Origin of the sequence: Hydrogenophaga sp. (assembly GCF_031426985.1) — a bacterium.
Classification (GTDB): Bacteria; Pseudomonadota; Gammaproteobacteria; order Burkholderiales; family Burkholderiaceae_C; genus Hydrogenophaga.
This window is the reverse complement of record NZ_JASJOY010000206.1, coordinates 14,926-31,708: the sequence shown is the minus strand read 5'-3', so window position 1 is coordinate 31,708 and position 16,783 is coordinate 14,926. Positions and strand designations below refer to the sequence as shown.

Below are 16,783 nucleotides of genomic sequence, written 5' to 3'. Positions count from 1 at the left end.
ACACGGAAGGTGGCACGGGCCTGTTCAGCGATCCGGGTGTGAACGTCCAGCCCATCCCCGCGGGGGCGGTGGGCAGCACGGTGACCACGACGGTGACCCTCTCCAACAACGGCAGCGTGACGGTGACTTTCACCCCGGTGGTGGTGGTCAACGGCGTGAGCACGACGTTGGCAGAAGTGACCCTGGCCCCGGGCCAGACGATGAGCAGCGCGCCGATCACGGTGCCGCTGACGCTCACCGGTGCGACGGTGTCGGCCAACGTCACCAACCCCAGCGTGCCGGATAGCAATGTGGCCAACAACACCGACACGGAAGGTGGCTCGGGCCTGTTCAGCGACCCGGGCGTGGATGTGCGCCCGATTCCCAGCGGAGCACCTGGCACGACGGTGACCACCACGGTGACCTTGAGCAACAACGGCAGCACGACCGTGACCTTCACCCCGGTGGTGGTGGTCAACGGCGTGAGCACGACACTGGCAGACGTGACGCTGGCCCCGGGCCAGACGATGAGCAGCGCGCCGATCACGGTGCCGCAGACGGCCACAGGCGCAACGGTGACGGCCAACGTCACCAGCCCCAGCGTGCCCGACAGCAACACGGCGAACAACAGCGACACCGAGCAGGTCGTCCCGGTGCCGACCGCAACCGTCTCGGGCCGCGCGTTCTACGACGTGAACCGCAACGGCGCGTTTGACACCGCCGAACCGGTGCTCGTCGGGTATGTTGCGGAGCTGCTGCAGCTCCGCGCAACCGGCACGGCGGTGGTGGGGTCTGCCACCACCGGCGCCGATGGTCGTTACGTCATCGCCGATCAGTACCCTGGCACGGACTACCAGATCCGGTTCCGCGATCCCCTGGGCACGACCATCCTCGGCACGCCTTACAACCAGGCCTCGACCACCGAGCAGGGCAATGCCTCCACGGGTGTCACGGTGTCCGACAGCAGCGCCACCTCCGGCACGTCGTCGGGGGTGATCCAGAGCATCACGCTCTACGAAGGCGACAACACGGCCAACCAGAACCTGCCGCTGGACCCGAGCGGTGTGGTGTACGACTCCGTGACCCGTCAGCCCCTCGGCGGTGCGGTGGTGCGTCTGGTGGGCCCGAGCGGTTTCAATGCGCGTGACCACTTGGTGGGTGGCGAGGGCGCCGATGTGGTGACCACGTCCGCCAATGGCCTCTACCAGTTCTTCTTCAACGGTGCGCCGTCGGGGCAGTACTCGCTGCAGATCACCGCGCCCGCGGGCTACTCCAGCGCACCGGCGGTGCTCGGCGGCGTGGCGCTGCCGCAGGGGACCCTGGCCGTCGGACCTGGCAAGGTGCTGGTCCAGCTCCTGGACCAGCCCCCGGCGCCGGCCCTCACCGGCTTGCCTGCGACGCTGTACTACACCAGCTTCCTGTTCGACTTCTCGGGCGCTCGCAACAGCGAGGTGCACAACAACCACATTCCGCTGGATCCGCTGCGGGCTGACCCAGCGGTGGATGTCCGTCCCATCCCGGCGGGCGCGGTGGGCGCGACGGTGACCACCACGGTGACCTTGAGCAACAACGGCGGGACCACGGTGACCTTCACCCCGGTGGTGGTGGTCAATGGTGCGACGACGACGCTGGCCGCGGCAACGCTGGCCCCGGGCCAGACCGTGAGCAGCGCGCCGGTGAGCGTGCCGCTGACGACCACGGGCGCCACGGTGACCGCGATGGTGACCAACGCCAGCGTGGGCGACAGCGACCTGACCAACAACACCGACACCGAAGTGGTGTCGGGCACGCAGGTGGTGCTGCTGGTCAACAAGGTGGGTGACAAGTCCGTTGCCGAAGTGGGCGACTCGCTCAAGTACACGATCCGCGTGACCAACGCGAGCGCGGTGGACGCGCTGAACGTGAGCGTCAAGGACTGGCTGCCCGCGGGCTTCCGCCTGATCCCGGGTACGGTGCGTGGCTCGGCCACGGTGGCCGATGCCACGGGGCGGCCGCTGGTCTTCCAGATCGACCGTGTTCCGGCGAACAACGGCGTTGCCGAGTTCAGCTACTTTGTGCGTCTGGGCGCGGGTGCTCAGCAGGGCGACGGTATCAACCGGGCGCAGGCTGCTTCGGGCATCTCGGTGTCCAACACCGCCGCGTTCAAGGTGAAGGTGCAAGGCGGCGTGTTCAGCAACGAGGGCTGCATCGTCGGCACCGTCTACAGCGACTGCGACGGCAACCACGTGCAGAACAACGCCGGCGGTTCGCGTGAAATCGGCATCCCGGGTGTGCGCCTGGTCATGCTGGACGGCACCTACGTCATCACCGACGCCGACGGCAAGTACAGCGTCTGCGGGGTCAAGCCGCAGACCCACGTGATCAAGGTCGACCGCAAGACCCTGCCGCTGGGTGCGCGCCTGCTGCCGTCGAGCAACCGCAATGCGGGCGATGGCAACAGCATCTTTGTCGACATGAAGGGCGGCGAGATGGCGCGCGCCGACTTCGTCGAAGGTTCCTGCTCGCCGCAGGTGCTTGACCAGGTCAAGGCCCGCCGCGCCCAGGGGGGCGATGCCAGCCCCGAGACCGAGAACGGTCCGGTGTCCCGGATACAACCGGGCGGTGAGTCGCCCCTGCAGCAAATCATGCCCGCCGCCCGTCAGAACGGTGCCAATGCCTCCGGGGGGGCGGCGCAATGAAAACCTTCGCACTCCAGCATGGGCGTTTGAACCAAGTGATCCAGAAGACCCCTGTGGCCATCGCAGCCACCCTGCTGACCACGGCTGCACTGGCCCAGGTGGCGGACCACACCACCAGCGCCGATGCGCCTGAGGCCAGCAGCGCGTTCGAAACATCAGGCCAGGCCGGCATCGGCCCGCGTCCGTTCACTTCGTTCCTGCAACGCCTGGCCTCGCCCGTCGAGAGCATTCAGGTCCAGGTGGCGGGTGACAACCTGCCCGCCGACGGCGTGGGGGGCATCGACGTGCTGGTCACGCTCAAGGACAAGGACGGCCGTGCCGTGACCGGTGATGTGGATGTGACGGTGGAGGTGGATGGCGGTGCCCGCATCCTGCTGCCCGGTCGCCGCACCTCCGAGTCCGCCGCCGACAAAGGCGACATCGACCGCATCGCGCCGGGCATCCAGTCCATCGCGGCCAACGGCGTGCTCAAGTTCAAGCTGATCGCGCCCTACAAGCCCGAGGCGGTGAAACTGCGCGTCTCCGTCAAGGGTGTGAGCGAAGCGGTGACCGTGCGCTACGTGCCCGAGCTGCGCGAGATGATCGCCGTCGGCCTGATCGAAGGCCGTGTGCGTTCCGACCGCTTCGACCCGTCGACCATCGTCCCGGTGCGCGAAGACGATGCGTTCGAAACCGAGCTCAAAGGCTTCGAGAAAGAATTCAACGGCGGCAAGACGCGCGCCGGTGCCCGCGCGGCCCTGTACCTCAAGGGCAAGATCAAGGGCGAGTACCTGCTCACCCTGGCCTACGACTCCGACAAGGACACCGACCGCCAGCTCTTCGAGGAAGTGGACCCGAACGCTTTCTACCCGGTGTACGGCGATGCGAGCATCCGCGGCGCCGACGCGCAGAGCACCAGCAAGCTGTACGTGCGCGTGGACCGCAACCGCAGCTTTCTGCTGTACGGCGACTACACCACCAAGGACGGCAACCCCGCCCGTTCTCTGGGGCAGTACAACCGATCCCTCAACGGTCTGCAGGGCCGCTACGAGGAAGGGCGCGTCACGGCCAACGGCTTTGCGGCGCAAGACACCTTGCGCCAGGTCATCGACGAGTTCCCGGCGCGTGGCGTGTCGGGGCCGTACAGCGTGTCCAACCCGAACGGCGTGACCGGCTCGGAAAAGATCCAGATCGTGGTGCGCGACCGCAACCAGCCCACGGTCATCCTCAAGTCCACCCTGCTGACGCGGTCCAGCGACTACGAGTTCGAGCCCTTCAGCGGGCAGATCGTGTTCCGCGCGGCGGTGCCCAGCTTTGATGACCAGCTCAACCCGGTCACCATCCGCATCACCTACGAGGTGGACCAGGGCGGCGACGACTTCCTCGTCTACGGCGGCGATCTGAAGCTGGCCCTGACCGACCAGCTCAGCCTGGGCGTGTCCGTGGCCAGGGACGAGAACCCGCAGGCCCCGTACACCGTGGCCGGCGCCAACCTGCACCTCAAGCTCAGCCCGCAGACCGAACTGATCGCCGAAATCGCCGGCACGCGCAGCGTGGTCAACGACGCCAGTGGCTTCAACACCAACACCAGCACCGCGTTCGACGGCAAGAGCGGCGAGCTCAGCGGTGGCGCTGTCCGGCTGGAACTGCGTCACAGCGACGAGAAGCTGCGCGGCCGGGCCTATGTGGCCAAGGCCAGCGAAGACTTCAACAACACCGCCGCCGGCATCACCGGTGGCCGCACCGAACTGGGCCTGTCCGGCGCCTACAAGGCGACGCCCCAGCTCAGCGTCAACGGCGAATACCTGCAGACCCAGGACGACATCGAAGAGGCGACCACCGAAGTCCACAACGACGCCAAGGCGCTCTCGCTGGGGGCCGACTATCAGATCTCCGAACGCCTGACCGTCGGCGGCGGTGTGCGCATGGTCAAGGAGAACGCGGCCAGTCTGGTGCGCTCCACCGCCAGCAGCTGTTCCAACAGCACCACCGCCACCACCGGCTACAACACGGGCTTCGGCATCAGCCAGGTGGGCAACCAGACCATCGACCCCGTGACGGGTCTGCCGGTGGTGTGTTCTGGGTCGAATCTCACGACGGTCGAAACCGCCACCGAAGACCTGGACCGCACCTCGGTGTTCGGTCGCGCCGCGTACAAGATGACCGACAGCCTCACGCTGAGCGGTGAGCTGCAGCGCGAGATCGGTGACGACGGCACCAACCTCTACCGCATCGGTGCCGACTGGGCCGTGGCCGACAAGACGCGCCTGTACGGCCGCTACGAACGCAGCCGCGAATTCGGCGGCGCCTACGGGCTGGGCGTGGGCGAAGCCGCCACCGCCCTGGTGTTCGGCATCGACACGCAGTACATGCAGGACGGCTCGGTCTACAGCGAATACCGTGTGCGCGACAGCGGTTCGGGTGAGGACATCCAGGCCGCCCTGGGCCTGCGCAACGGCTGGATGCTCCAGCCCGGTCTGCGCCTGGTCACCAACGTCGAGCGCCTGACCAGCACCGACGGCAACGCCAAAGCGGTCGGCCTGGGTCTGGAATACACCGGCAGCGAGCTGTGGAAAGCCTCCGGCCGGGTCGAATGGCGTCAGGACCAGGACAACACCAACCACCTCGTCACCCTGGGCCTGGCCCGCAAGCTGGACCGCGACTGGACCCTGCTGGCGCGCGACTACTTCAACCAGGTCCAGCCGCGCACGGCCGCGGGTTCGGACACGCGCCAGAACCGCGCCCAGATCGGTTTTGCCTACCGCCCGGTGGACAACAACCGTTTCGACGCTCTGGGCACGCTGGAACTGCGCAACGAATTCACCGCCGGCACCGACGCCATCGACCGCGACGTGCGCATCGCCAGCCTGCGTGCCAACTACCACCCCAGCCGCCCCTGGTGGGTGTCGGGCCGTGTGGCCCACAAGCGGGTGAACGAACTGCTGCTGGGCAGCGTGCGCGACAACTACAGCGCCACGCTGCTGGGCTCGCGCGTGACCTACGACATCACCAACCGCTGGACGGTGGGTGGCCTGTTCAGCGTGCTGCAGGGCACGGGCGGCAGCCGCCAGTACGCCTACGGCCTGGAAGTCGGCTATGTGGTGATGGACAACCTCTGGGCCACGCTGGGCTACAACTGGCGCGGTTTCAGCGACAAGGACATCTCCAGCGAATACACCAACCAGGGCTGGGTGCTGGGTCTGCGCTACAAGTTCGACGAAGACCTGTTCCGCGGCAAAGACGCGGGCGTGAACAAGACCCTCACCTCCGGTGCGCCGGGCCAACCCTGACGAGAGGACCGGTCATGACTGCCCCCTTCTCTGTTTCCCGACGCCCGTTCGGCCGCACCCCCGCGATCCACACTGCCATGCGAACCTCTTTTTCTCTTTCCCTCCTCGTCGCTGCCCTGTCCCTGGCCGGTTGTGCCAGCGGGCCGTTCCAGTCCAAGGACGAAACGCCCGCCGCCGTTGCCCAGCAAACCGGTCTGGTGCCGCAGGCCGCGCGCATCACCGACGAGCGCATCCTCGGTGACCGCAAGACCCTGGAAGCGGTGCAGCAACGCCTGCGCGCGCTCAACGAAGCGGGCGTGCCGCAGAACAACTATGCGCTGGCCAAGGCCCAGTGCTGGCTCGACACCGCCAAGACCCAGTACCACGAGAACGACCGCACCGGCTACGTGGAAGAGTCGCTGCACGAGTCCATCAAGATCGTGCAGGCGCTCGAAGCCGACAAGGGCGCGAAGGCGGGTTACGACACGCCGCTGGTGGCCAGGAGCAGCAAGCTGCGCGACGACCTCTGGGCCCGGCTGAGCGGCTTCAAGGGCGACGCCAGCACCCTCAAGTGCACCGCCCGCACCGTGGCCTGTGCCGAAGTGCGCCTGGTGCGCGCCGGCCACGCCGAAGAGCAGACCGGCTGGCGCCAGGCGACGCCGCACGTGGCCATGGCCGAAGACGCCGTGCGCCGCGCCGGTGAAGAAGCCGCCGCCTGTGCGGCGCCCGTGCCGGTGGCCGTGGTGCCCACCCCCGTGCCCGCGCCGGTGGCTCCGCCCCCGGCGCCGGTGGTGCAGAAAGAGCACATCACGCTGCTGGGTGATGCCCTGTTCAAGTTCAACAAGTCGGGCCGCGACGATCTGCTGCCCGGTGGGCTGGACCGCCTGCGTGAAGTGGCCGACAACCTGAAGAAGTACCGCAAGATCGAGTCCATCGCCTACACCGGGCACACCGACCGTTACGGCAAGACCGACTACAACGACGCCCTCTCGCTCCAGCGGGCCAACACCGTGCGCGACTACCTGGAGAGCATGGGCGTCAAGGCCGATCAGGTCAGCTCCGCCGGCCGTGGCAACCGCGAGCCGGTGGTGGAGTGCAGCACCAAGCCGCCCAAGCCCGAGCAAACCGTCTGCCTGACGCCCAACCGGCGCGTGGCGATCGAGGTGGTGGGCATCAAGTAAGCCGCCACCTGCTGTTCAAGAAAAAACCGCCGGGGCGCAAGCCCTCGGCGGTTTTTTCTTGGGGTGCGTTGAACCGGGCGCCCAGGGGGTGAACGCAGGCCATCCCGCCAGCCGCGGGGTGGCCTGCGTTCACCGCATCTCAGTCTGGCAGCACCGCCGTCACCTCGATCTCGACCTTCGCGCGCGCCTCCACCAGCCGGCTGACCTCGACGCAGGTCATGGCCGGGAAGTGTTTGCCCATCACGTCGCGGTAGGCCGAGCCCAGTTCGCGCAGGCGGGCGTTGTACTCGTCGCGGTCGGTGATGTACCAGGTCATGCGCACCATGTGCTCGGGGCCGGCGCCCGCGCAGGCCAGCACCGCGTGCACGTTCAACAGCGCCTGTTTGGTCTGGTGGATGAAGTCGTCGCTCTCGAATTGCTGGCCGCCGTTCCAGCCGATCTGGCCGCCGACGAACACGAGGGTGCCTCGGGCGGTGATGCCGTTGGCGTAGCCTTTGGGGGTGGCCCAGTCGGGCGGTTGCAAGCGTTGCATGGGGGTCTTTCGTGGGGGGTCAGGCGCCGGCGTCGGCGGCCATCTTGCGCAGCGCAAAACGCTGCAGCTTGCCGGTTTCGGTGCGCGGCAGGGCAGAAACGAAACGCACCTCGCGCGGGTACTTGTAGGGCGCCAGGGTGTGTTTCACATGGTCCTGCAGCGCCTTGACCTGGGCCGCGTCGGCGGGCTGGCCGGGCTTGAGCACCACATAGGCCAGGATGACCATCCCGCGCTCGGCGTCGGGCCGGCCGACCACGCCGCATTCGGCCACCGCGGGGTGCTGCAGCAACGCGGCCTCCACCTCCGGACCGGCCACGTTGTAGCCGGCGGTGATGATCATGTCGTCGGTGCGCGCCTGGTAGATGAAATAACCGTCGTCGTCCTGGCTGAACGCGTCGCCGGGGAAGTTCCAGCCGTCCTGCACATAGTTGGCCTGGCGGGCGTCGTCCAGGTATTTGCAGCCGGTCGCCCCTTTCACCGCCAGCCGGCCGACCTGACCGCGTGGCAGTTCGTGGCCGTGCTCGTCCACGATCTTCGCTTCGTAGCCGGGCACCACGCGGCCGATGGCGCCGCGCTTGACGTATTCGGGCGCGGCCGAGATGAAGATGTGGAACATCTCGGTGGCGCCGATGCCGTCCAGCATCTCCAGGCCGCTGGCGTCTTTCCAGAGCTGGCGCGTCGCGTCGGGCAGGCCTTCGCCGGCGCTGACGCTCAGGCGCAGCCGTCCGATGCCGTGCTGCTGCACGAACGGCGCCATCTGCCGGTAGAAGGTGGGCGCGGTGTAGCAGATGGTGGCGCCCACTTGGCCGATGAGCTTGACCATCGCCTCGGGCGTGTACGGGATGCTCGGGAAGTAGACCGAGGCGCCCGCCCACATCGGGAACACCAGCAGGCCGCCCAGGCCGAAGGTGAAGGCCAGCGGCGGCGAGCCCATGACGATGTCGTCGGGCGTGGCGCGCAGCACGTGGCGCGGCCAGGTCTCGCAGGCCGCCAGCAGGTCGCGGTGGGTGTGCACAGCGGCCTTCGGGCTGCCGGTGGTGCCCGAGGTGAAGGCGAGCAGGGCGATGTCGTCGGCACTGGTGGGGCAGGTCGTGGCCTGGTCGCTGGCGTGGCGCGCCAGCGCCTCCATCGATTCGGTGAGCACCACGGACGCATCGCCGGTGTTGAACAGGCGCAGCGGCAGCGCCGCCGTGTCCGGGCTCTGGGCCAGCGCGGCCTTGAGCTCGTCCTGCAGCTTCACGTCGCACAGCGCGGCCGACGGCTTCGATTTGTCGATGATGGCCTTGAGCTCGGTGGCGCGCAGCAGCGGCATGGTGGCGACCGCGATCAGGCCGCTCTGCACCACCGCCAGCCAGGCCAGGGCCATGGCGATGGAGTTGCCGCCGCGCAGCAGCACGCGGTTGCCCGGCTGCAGGCCCATGCCGGCCAGCACGTTGGCGAGGCGGTTCACCTCGGCGCGGGCTTGCGCGTACGTGAGCGTGCGCTCGTCGCTGCGCAGGAAGGGGCGGTCGGCGTGGCCGCTGGTCACGGCACGGTCGAACAGCGCCTGCACCGCGTTGAGCCGCGCGGGCAGGGCCTGCAATTCCGGCAGGTCGTAGCGCAGCTCGGGCCATTGCTCCTGGGGTGGAAGCCTGTCGTGAACGAAACGGTCGATCTGGGCAGAAGGGTGTTGGGCCATGAATGTCTCCGTGTCAGGCCTTCAGGGCGTGTTTGCCGAGGATCAGCAGCTGCACCTCGCTCGCGCCTTCGTAGATGCGCAGCGAGCGGATGTCGCGGTACAGGTGTTCGATCACGTTGCCCACCTGCACGCCCCGACCGCCGAACATCTGCAGCGCCATGTCGATGACCTTCTGCGCGTTTTCGGTGGCGGTGAGCTTGGCGCTGGCGGCGGCGGCCGTGTAGGCCGGGGTGCCAGCACCGCTGCTCGCGCTGCGGTCGCGCATCCAGGCGGCGCGGTAGGTCAGCAGGGCGGCGGCGTCGATCAGCGCACCCATCTCGCCCAGCTTCGCCTGCGTGAGCTGGAAGTCGGCCAGGGTCTGGCCGAACATCTTGCGGGTCTTGGCGTGCGCCACGGCCTCGGCGAAGGCTCGGCGCGCCATGCCCAGCGCGGCGGCGGCGACCGAGGCGCGGAAGATGTCCAGCGTCTGCATGGCGAGCTTGAAGCCGCCGTTGACGGGGCCGACCAGCGCGTCCTGGCCGATGCTGCAGCCGCTGAACGTGAGCGTGGCCAGCGGGTGCGGCGCCATCACCTGGATGTGCGCGCTGGCGTCCAGGCTCGGCGCGTCGGCGTCGACGATGAAGGCGCTGATGCCGCGCGCGCCGGCGTCGGGATCGGTTTTGGCGAAGACCACGTAGAAGTCCGCCATGCCACCGTTGCTGATCCAGGTCTTCTGGCCGTTGAGTTGCCAGCCGTTGGCCGTGGGCGTGGCGCGCAGGGCCATGGCCGCCACGTCGGAGCCGGCTTCGGGTTCGCTCAGGGCGAAGGCGGCGATCTTTTCGCCGGTGGCCACGGCGCGCAGGTAGCGGCTCTGCTGGGCCGGCGTACCACCCAAGGTGATCGCACCGCTGCCCAGCCCCTGCATGGCGAACGCAAAGTCGGCCAGCGGTGAATGGAAGGCCAACGTCTCGCGCAGGATCACCAGCGCGCGCGAGTCCAGCGCGGGCAGGGCACCACCATGCGCCTCGGGCACGCAGTAGCGCAGCCAGCCGGCGGCGCCCAGGCGCTGCACCCAGGCTTTGCAGGCGGCGCGGTCGTCGGACTCGTCGACGTGTTGCTCGCGGGCCCAGGCGACGAGGCCGTTGGCCAGGGCGCGGTGCGCGTCGTCGAAGAACGGCAGTTCGAGGTGGGCGGTCGGCGCCAGTGTGCCGTGCGGGTGGGGGTGTTCGAAGGCGACCATGTCAGTCTCCCTGGAACTGCGGGCGCTGCTTGGCGGCGAAGGCTTCGTACGCGCGGCGGAAATCCTGCGTCTGCATGCAGATGGCCTGCGCCTGCGCCTCGGCCTCTATGGCCTGGTCCAGCGTCATGGCCCATTCCTGGTGCAGCATGGTCTTGGTCATGCCATGCGCGAAGGTCGGGCCTTGGGCCAGCTGCGACGCCAGCTTGTGCGCGGCGGGCAGCAGGGCATCGCCCTCGTGCAGCGCGTTGAAGAAGCCCCAGGCCTGGCCTTCGGGCGCGGTCATGGCGCGGCCGGTGAACAACAGCTCGCTGGCGCGGCCCTGGCCGATCATGCGCGGCAGCAGGGCGCAGGCGCCCATGTCGGCACCGGCCAGGCCCACGCGGGTGAACAGGAAGGCCACCGTGGCGGCGGGCGTGCCCAGCCGCAGGTCGGACGCGAGGGCCATCATGGCGCCCGCCCCGGCACACACGCCGTCGAGTGCGGCCACGATGGGCTGCGGGCAGGCGCGCATGGCGCTGACCAGCGCGCCCGTCATGCGCGTGAAGGCCAGCAGCTCGGGCATGGTCATCTTCGTCAGCGGGCCAATGATCTCGTGCACGTCGCCGCCGGAGCAGAAATTGCCGCCGGCACCGGTGAGCACCACGGCCTTGATGTCGGTGGCCTTCTGCAGCGCGAGGAACCAGTCGCGCAGCTCGGCGTACGAGTCGAAGGTCAGCGGGTTCTTGCGCTCGGGCCGGTTCAGCGTGACGGTGGCCACGCCGTCGGCCACGCTGAGCGCGAAGTGTTGCGGGCTGCGGTCGCCCATAGCGCTGTACTGGCCGCGCATGGGGTTGTGGTCGGGGATGGGGTGTTTCATCGGGTGTGCTCCATGTCTGGGCGGGTGTCTTGGCCAGGCGTGCCACGCAACGGGCTTTGCCAGGCCGCAGGTGCCGCCCGCCCTTGGGGGAAAGGTGCGAAGCGGCGCAGGGGGGTCATCCGAGGGCCTTTTGGTGCTGTTTCACTTTGCCCAGCAGCTTGTGCAGACTGTCCAGGTCCTTGGCGCTCAGCCCGTCGAAAGCCTCGACGATCCATTGCTCGTGCTGCGCCGCCATGCGCTCGAAGCCGGTGCGGCCGGTGGGCGTGAGGCGCACCAGAAAGGCCCGGCGGTCGCCGTCGACCGCCACGCGCTCGACCAAGCCTTCGGCCACCAGCTGGTCGGTGATGCCGGTGACGTTGCCGCCGGTGACCATGAGCCGGTGCGACAGCTCCTTCATCTTCAGGCCCTCGGGGTGGCGCTCCAGCTGGGCCATCAGGTCGAAGCGCGGCAGGGTGGTGTCGAACTGCTCGCGCAGGCCGGCGCGCACGCGCTTTTCGATCAGCTGCGAGCAGGTCAGCAGGCGCAGCCACAGGCGCAGTTCCTGCGCGTGTGTGCTGTGGGCGCGGGCTTCGAGGTCGAGGGTTTCCAGTGTCATGCGGTCTCCGCCGGGTCGGTGGTGATGGGGGTGCCTTGCAGCGCCTGCTGGCGCGCGATCTCGCGGTAGAGCTGGTCGCGGCCACTTTCGTAGGGGCGCGGCCACTGCACGGCGCGGGTCTGCAGTTTGGCGGCTTCGTGCAGCGTCCAGGCCGGGTCGGCCAGGTGCGGGCGGGCCACGGCGCAGAGGTCGGCGCGACCGGCGCCGATGATGCTGTTGGCGTGGTCGGCTTCTTGAATCGCGCCCACGGCCATGGTCAGGATGTCGACTTCGTTGCGGATGCGGTCGGCGAACGGGGTCTGGTACATGCGGCCGTAGACCGGTTTCGCGGCACGCGTGGTCTGGCCCGAGGACACGTCGATCACGTCACAGCCCGCGGCCTTGAACAGGCGCGCCATTTCCACCGCGTCGTCGGGCGTGTTGCCGCCGGGTGCCCAGTCGTGCGCCGAGATGCGCACGCTCATGGGTTTGTCGGCGGGCCAGACCGCGCGCATGGCCGCGAACACTTCCAGCGGGTAACGGCAGCGGTTGGCCAGCGAGCCGCCGTACTCATCCGTGCGTTGGTTGGTCAGCGGGCAGATGAAGGCCGAGAGCAGGTAGCCGTGGGCGCAGTGCAGTTCCAGCCAGTCGAAACCCGCGGCGGCCGCGCGTTGGGTGGATTCGACAAAGGCGGCGGTCATCGCGTCCATGTCGGCGCGGGTCATGGCGCTGGGCACCTGGTTCTGCTCGCCATAGGCCACGGCGCTGGCCGAGAGCAGGGGCCAGTTGCCGGACGGCAGCGGCTCGTCGATGGCGTCCCAGCCCAGCTGGGTCGAACCCTTGGGGCCGCTGTGGCCGAGCTGGAGGCCGATCTTGGCGCTGCTGTGCTGGTGGGCGAAATCGACGATGCGTGTGAAGGCCTGTTGTTGGGCGTCGTTCCACAAACCAGGGCAGCCGGGCGTGATGCGGCCTTCGGGCGTCGGGCTGGTCATCTCCACCATCACCAGCGCCGCACCCCCCACCGCGCGTGCGCCCAGGTGCATCAGGTGCCAGTCGCCGGCCACGCCGTCGGTGGCTTGGTACTGCGCCATGGGCGAGACGACGATGCGGTTCTTCAGCTCGGTGCCGCGCACCTTCAACGGCAGCAGCATCGGCGGCGTCGGCTTGCCGCCGACGCCGCGGCCTCCTGAACGTTCCTGCAGCCATCCTTCATAACCTTCGAGCCACTGCGCATCGCGCAGCCGCAGGTTCTCGTGGCTGATGCGCTGGCTGCGCGTGAGCAGCGAGTAGGCGAACTGCTGGATCTCCATGCCGGTGTAGCGGTCCACGTGCTCGAACCACTCGGTCGAGTTGCGCGCGGCGTTCTGGATCTTCAGCACCTCCACACTGCGGCGCGCTTCGTAAGCCTGCAGCACGGTGGCCATGTCGGCGCCCGCGTGACGGGTGAACTCATCGGCCAGGTCGATCGCATCCTCCAGCGCCAGTTTGGTGCCGCTGCCAATGGAAAAGTGCGCGGTGTGGGCTGCGTCGCCCATCAGCACGATGGGCGTCTGTTTGCCAGCAATGTCTTGCCAGTGCACCCAGGTGTTGCAGATCACGCGCGGGAAGCGGATCCAGTTCGCCGAACCGCGCAGGTGCTTGGCATTGCTGATCAGGGCGTTGCCGTCCAGGTACTTCGCGAACAGCTGCTCGCAGAAGGCCACGCCGTCTTCCTGGCTCATGTCCTCCAGGCCGTGCGCCTTCCACACCGGCTCGGGCGTCTCGACGATGAAGGTCGAGGTCTCGCCGTCGAACTGGTAGGCGTGGGCCTGGAACCAGCCGTGTTCGGTTTGCTCAAACGCAAAGGTGAAGGCGTCGAAGGTCTTCTTCGTGCCCAGCCAGACAAAGCGGCACAGGCGGGTGTCAATGTCGGGCTGGAACGTGCGCTCGTAACGCGTGCGGATGCGGCTGTTCAGGCCGTCGCTGGCGATCACCAGGTCGGCGTTGTATTGCTGCGCCAGCGCCTGGTCGTCGGTCACGTCGGTCTCGAACACCAGCTGGACACCCAGCGCCAGGCAGCGCTCTTGCAGGATGTTGAGCAGGCGCTTGCGGCCGATGCCGATGAAGCCGTGTCCGCCGGAGCGCACCCGCCCACCCTTGTAGAACACCTCGATGTCGTCCCAGTGGTTGAATGCGTCCTGCATCGCCTGGGCGGTTTCGGGGTCGGCGCGGCGCAGGTTCTGCAGCGTCTGGTCCGAGAACACCACGCCCCAGCCGAAGGTGTCGAAGGGCCGGTTGCGTTCGACCACTGTCACCTCCAGCGCCGGGTGGCGCCGCTTCATGAGCAGACCGAAGTAGAGGCCCGCCGGGCCACCACCGATGCACAGGATGCGCCGCAGCGCCGGGATGGGAGTGTTCATGTCTGATTAGTTTAGGCATGAAGCAAATACGGCCAACCGGGTTTACCCGGACCGGTGGGGTCGGATCGGTGCCGCCGGGCGGCAACTGGTGCAAGAATGGGCCGAACCCTTCAGGAGAATTACATGTCCCTCTACCGCTTCAAGTCGCGTGAAACCGGCGATCTCGTCATGCTCCAGCCGCACGGGCGCCGCATCCTCGAGGTGCTGGGCAAAGACCCCGATGGCCCCGGCATCATCCAGCCCGCCGAGATGGCCGCCGCCGTGCAGGCGCTGCGCGCCGCCGCCGAAGCGGAGGAGGCCGAGCAGCAGCGCCTGAAGGACGAGGCGCAGGCCCGTGGCGAGGTGCCGCCCGAGTTCGATCAGGTCAGCCTACGCCTGCGCAGCGTGCCCTTCATCGAGATGCTGCAGCGCTGCGAAAAAGCCCAGGTGGAGATCGTCTGGGGCGTCTGACCCCGGGCAGCGACCCGCGCAGCGGCGGAGCGTGGGGGTCAACGGGCCAGCCGCCGGGCCGCTCTCAGGGCAGGCCCAGCCCCGTGGGGGGCTGCGACCCGCGCAGCGGCGGAGCGTGGGGGCCGACGGGCCAGCCGCCGGGCCGCTCCCAAGGCAGGCCCAGCCCCCGTGGGGGGCAGCGACCCGCGCAGCGGCGGAGCGTGGGGGCCCTATCTAGCCTTTTTGCATTTCCCGGATGATGCCCAGCACCTTGGCGCGGCTGCGCTCGAAGTCGGTGTTGAGCAGCGTGCTGGCCAGGTCCATGCGGCCTTCGCTGGCCAGCTTCAGGGCCTCGTCGGCCAGTTCGTGAAACACCCGGTGTTCCTGGCGCAGTTCGCCAAACAGGGGGTGCGTGCCCGGCGCACGGTCGGCGGCGCGCTGCAGCCACAGGCCCAGTTCGCAGTCATCGACGCCCGACAGCTGCCGCGGCGGCGGCGTCTCGGCCTGGTTGACCCAGCCGAGGTGGTCGTTGAACTGCACACACCATTCCAGGTGGTGGATCAGGACGGCTTGCAACTCCAGGCGGTCCAGTCGCGGCGCGGCGGGCGGGGGCTCGGGCGCAAACGGGTGTTTCGGTGGCTCACCATGACCGACCGGCGGCGCCGGTTCCGTGCGCCGTCCGCGCAGCAGATGAAACAGTTTGTTAAGAGACATGGCGTCGCGACTGTAGGAGCGCCGCCGCGCCCGCGGGGCCCGTCGCCGCGAAGAAAGTGCCATCCCGGCGAAGCCGTCACCTGCTGTTGGCGCCCACGCATCACGGTTGTGACGCATTGCACGGCCGCGGGGCCGGTGGCCAGGCGAGTTCAGGCCCGCAGCTCAAACACGGCCACCGCAACCGAGCAGCCGTTGACCAGCAGTTCCACCCGGTGCATGCCGGGGTAGAGCGTGCGCGTGGTCACCGGGCGCAGGCTGTGGCGCTTGGCCAGTGGCCGGGTCTCGCCCGGCGCCAGCGTCAGCTTCCAGCCCTTGAACACTTTGGGCGAGGTGCCGCCGTTGGCGCGCACGTGGTGCACCACGTAGTCCACCACCAGGTCCTGCGGCACCCGCGCGGTCGAGGTCAGCGTGGCGGCCAGGTCGATGCCATCGCCCACCGCCGCAAGTGCGGCCGACAGCGCCAGCTGCGCCGAACCCTGCAGACCCGGCTGCAGGCCCCAGGCCACCAGGGTGGGCGCGTGGCCCTGCTTGATGAGGCTGCGGCTGGCGTGGCGCAGCAGGGCGGTGCGGCGCGCGTCGGCCCCCGTCCGGTGTTGCTGCACCCAGCCGGCCACCAGGTCGGCGTGGTCCTTGGCGATGTCGTTGAGGTGGTTGGCCACGCTGCGCCGCACATAGGCGCTGGGGTCGTCCTGCAGGGCGCGCAGCAGCGGCAGCGTGGGCGCCGGGTCGGCCACCAGCGCCTGCAGGCGCAGGCCCCAGGGCAGGCGCGGACGGCTGCCTTCGCTGACCAGGCGGCGCACGTGCGCGCTCGGGTCCTGCGTCCAGCGCGTCAGCGTGTCCCACACCAGCGCGGGGTGGTCGCGCACAAAGGGGCGGATGGCGAATTCGGCCGAGAAGCGCTGCGTCAGCGCGTGAAGGCAGGCCAGGGCACGCGGCACGTCGGCCATGCCCTGGCGGGCCACGAACTCGCCCATGGACCAGACCACCCAGCCGGCCAGGCCCTGCGTGCTCTGCGCCGCGCTCAGGCTGGTGGGTTCACCGGCGGCGTCCAGCGGGATGGGGGGCGCCAGGCTGGCTTCCAGCACCTCGGCTGCGTCGGCAAAGCGCGCGGGCAGCGTGGCCTGCAGCGCTTCGGCCAGCTGCATGGCGCGGGCCTTGAACTCCAGCGCGTCCAGCCCCTGCGCGGCGTGTTGCTCGAAACGTGCGCGGTCAAACCCCGGCCAGACCCGCTGCAGGTGCTGCCCGGCCAGGGCCACCGTGCCGGGGTTGATCAGGTTCTTGAAGGGTTCCACCATG

At 68.8% G+C, this 16,783-nt stretch carries 11 protein-coding genes and 1 pseudogene; 4 read left to right on the top strand and 8 right to left on the bottom strand.

Annotated elements, in window-relative coordinates; genetic code table 11:
* The 3 genes and pseudogenes from RMP09_RS21385 to RMP09_RS21375 form a co-directional block, all read left to right on the top strand.
* Positions 1–2,657: pseudogene (locus tag RMP09_RS21385) on the top strand (hypothetical protein); the annotation flags it as partial.
* Between the two features lie 26 nt (positions 2,658–2,683).
* The gene (locus RMP09_RS21380; protein ID WP_310567998.1) at positions 2,684–5,926 is read left to right on the top strand and encodes a hypothetical protein; all 3,243 of its coding nucleotides are present in this window, start codon (positions 2,684–2,686) and stop codon (positions 5,924–5,926) included.
* Between the two features lie 77 nt (positions 5,927–6,003).
* Positions 6,004–7,086 carry an OmpA family protein gene (locus RMP09_RS21375; RefSeq protein ID WP_310567997.1) on the top strand — a complete coding sequence of 361 codons (1,083 nt, stop codon included), beginning with the start codon at positions 6,004–6,006 and terminating at the stop codon, positions 7,084–7,086.
* Between the two features lie 139 nt (positions 7,087–7,225).
* On the opposite strand, the gene RMP09_RS21370 is transcribed toward RMP09_RS21375, so the two are convergent.
* The 6 genes from RMP09_RS21370 to RMP09_RS21345 all read right to left on the bottom strand — a co-directional run bounded on the left by RMP09_RS21370 (position 7,226) and on the right by RMP09_RS21345 (position 14,344).
* Positions 7,226–7,618, bottom strand: coding sequence for a RidA family protein (locus tag RMP09_RS21370; protein WP_310567996.1), 393 nt, complete (start codon positions 7,616–7,618; stop codon positions 7,226–7,228).
* A gap of 19 nt (positions 7,619–7,637) precedes the next feature.
* Positions 7,638–9,296, bottom strand: coding sequence for an AMP-binding protein (locus RMP09_RS21365; protein ID WP_310567995.1), 1,659 nt, complete (start codon positions 9,294–9,296; stop codon positions 7,638–7,640).
* Positions 9,297–9,309: 13 nt separating this feature from the next.
* Positions 9,310–10,515, bottom strand: coding sequence for an acyl-CoA dehydrogenase family protein (locus tag RMP09_RS21360; RefSeq protein WP_310567994.1), 1,206 nt, complete (start codon positions 10,513–10,515; stop codon positions 9,310–9,312).
* 1 nt (position 10,516) lies between these two features.
* A complete protein-coding gene (locus tag RMP09_RS21355) occupies positions 10,517–11,371 on the bottom strand; it encodes an enoyl-CoA hydratase family protein (RefSeq protein WP_310567993.1) in 855 nt (284 codons plus the stop codon).
* Positions 11,372–11,486: 115 nt separating this feature from the next.
* Positions 11,487–11,966, bottom strand: coding sequence for a MarR family transcriptional regulator (locus tag RMP09_RS21350; protein ID WP_310567992.1), 480 nt, complete (start codon positions 11,964–11,966; stop codon positions 11,487–11,489).
* Positions 11,963–14,344 carry a bifunctional salicylyl-CoA 5-hydroxylase/oxidoreductase gene (locus RMP09_RS21345; protein WP_310567991.1) on the bottom strand — a complete coding sequence of 794 codons (2,382 nt, stop codon included), beginning with the start codon at positions 14,342–14,344 and terminating at the stop codon, positions 11,963–11,965. The genes RMP09_RS21350 and RMP09_RS21345 overlap by 4 nt, the downstream gene beginning before the upstream one ends.
* A 123-nt stretch (positions 14,345–14,467) precedes the next feature.
* Here RMP09_RS21345 and RMP09_RS21340 point away from each other — a divergent pair, with 123 nt between their 5' ends.
* Positions 14,468–14,794, top strand: coding sequence for a DUF1840 domain-containing protein (locus RMP09_RS21340; protein ID WP_310567990.1), 327 nt, complete (start codon positions 14,468–14,470; stop codon positions 14,792–14,794).
* A gap of 213 nt (positions 14,795–15,007) precedes the next feature.
* Here RMP09_RS21340 and RMP09_RS21335 read toward each other — a convergent pair whose 3' ends face one another.
* Together RMP09_RS21335 and RMP09_RS21330 are read right to left on the bottom strand one after the other, a co-directional pair.
* A complete protein-coding gene (locus RMP09_RS21335; RefSeq protein ID WP_310567989.1) occupies positions 15,008–15,487 on the bottom strand; it encodes a CZB domain-containing protein in 480 nt (159 codons plus the stop codon).
* 149 nt (positions 15,488–15,636) lie between these two features.
* On the bottom strand, positions 15,637–16,782 hold the full coding sequence (locus tag RMP09_RS21330; protein WP_310567988.1) for a DNA alkylation repair protein: 1,146 nt from the start codon (positions 16,780–16,782) through the stop codon (positions 15,637–15,639).
* Position 16,783: the final 1 nt, after the last annotated feature.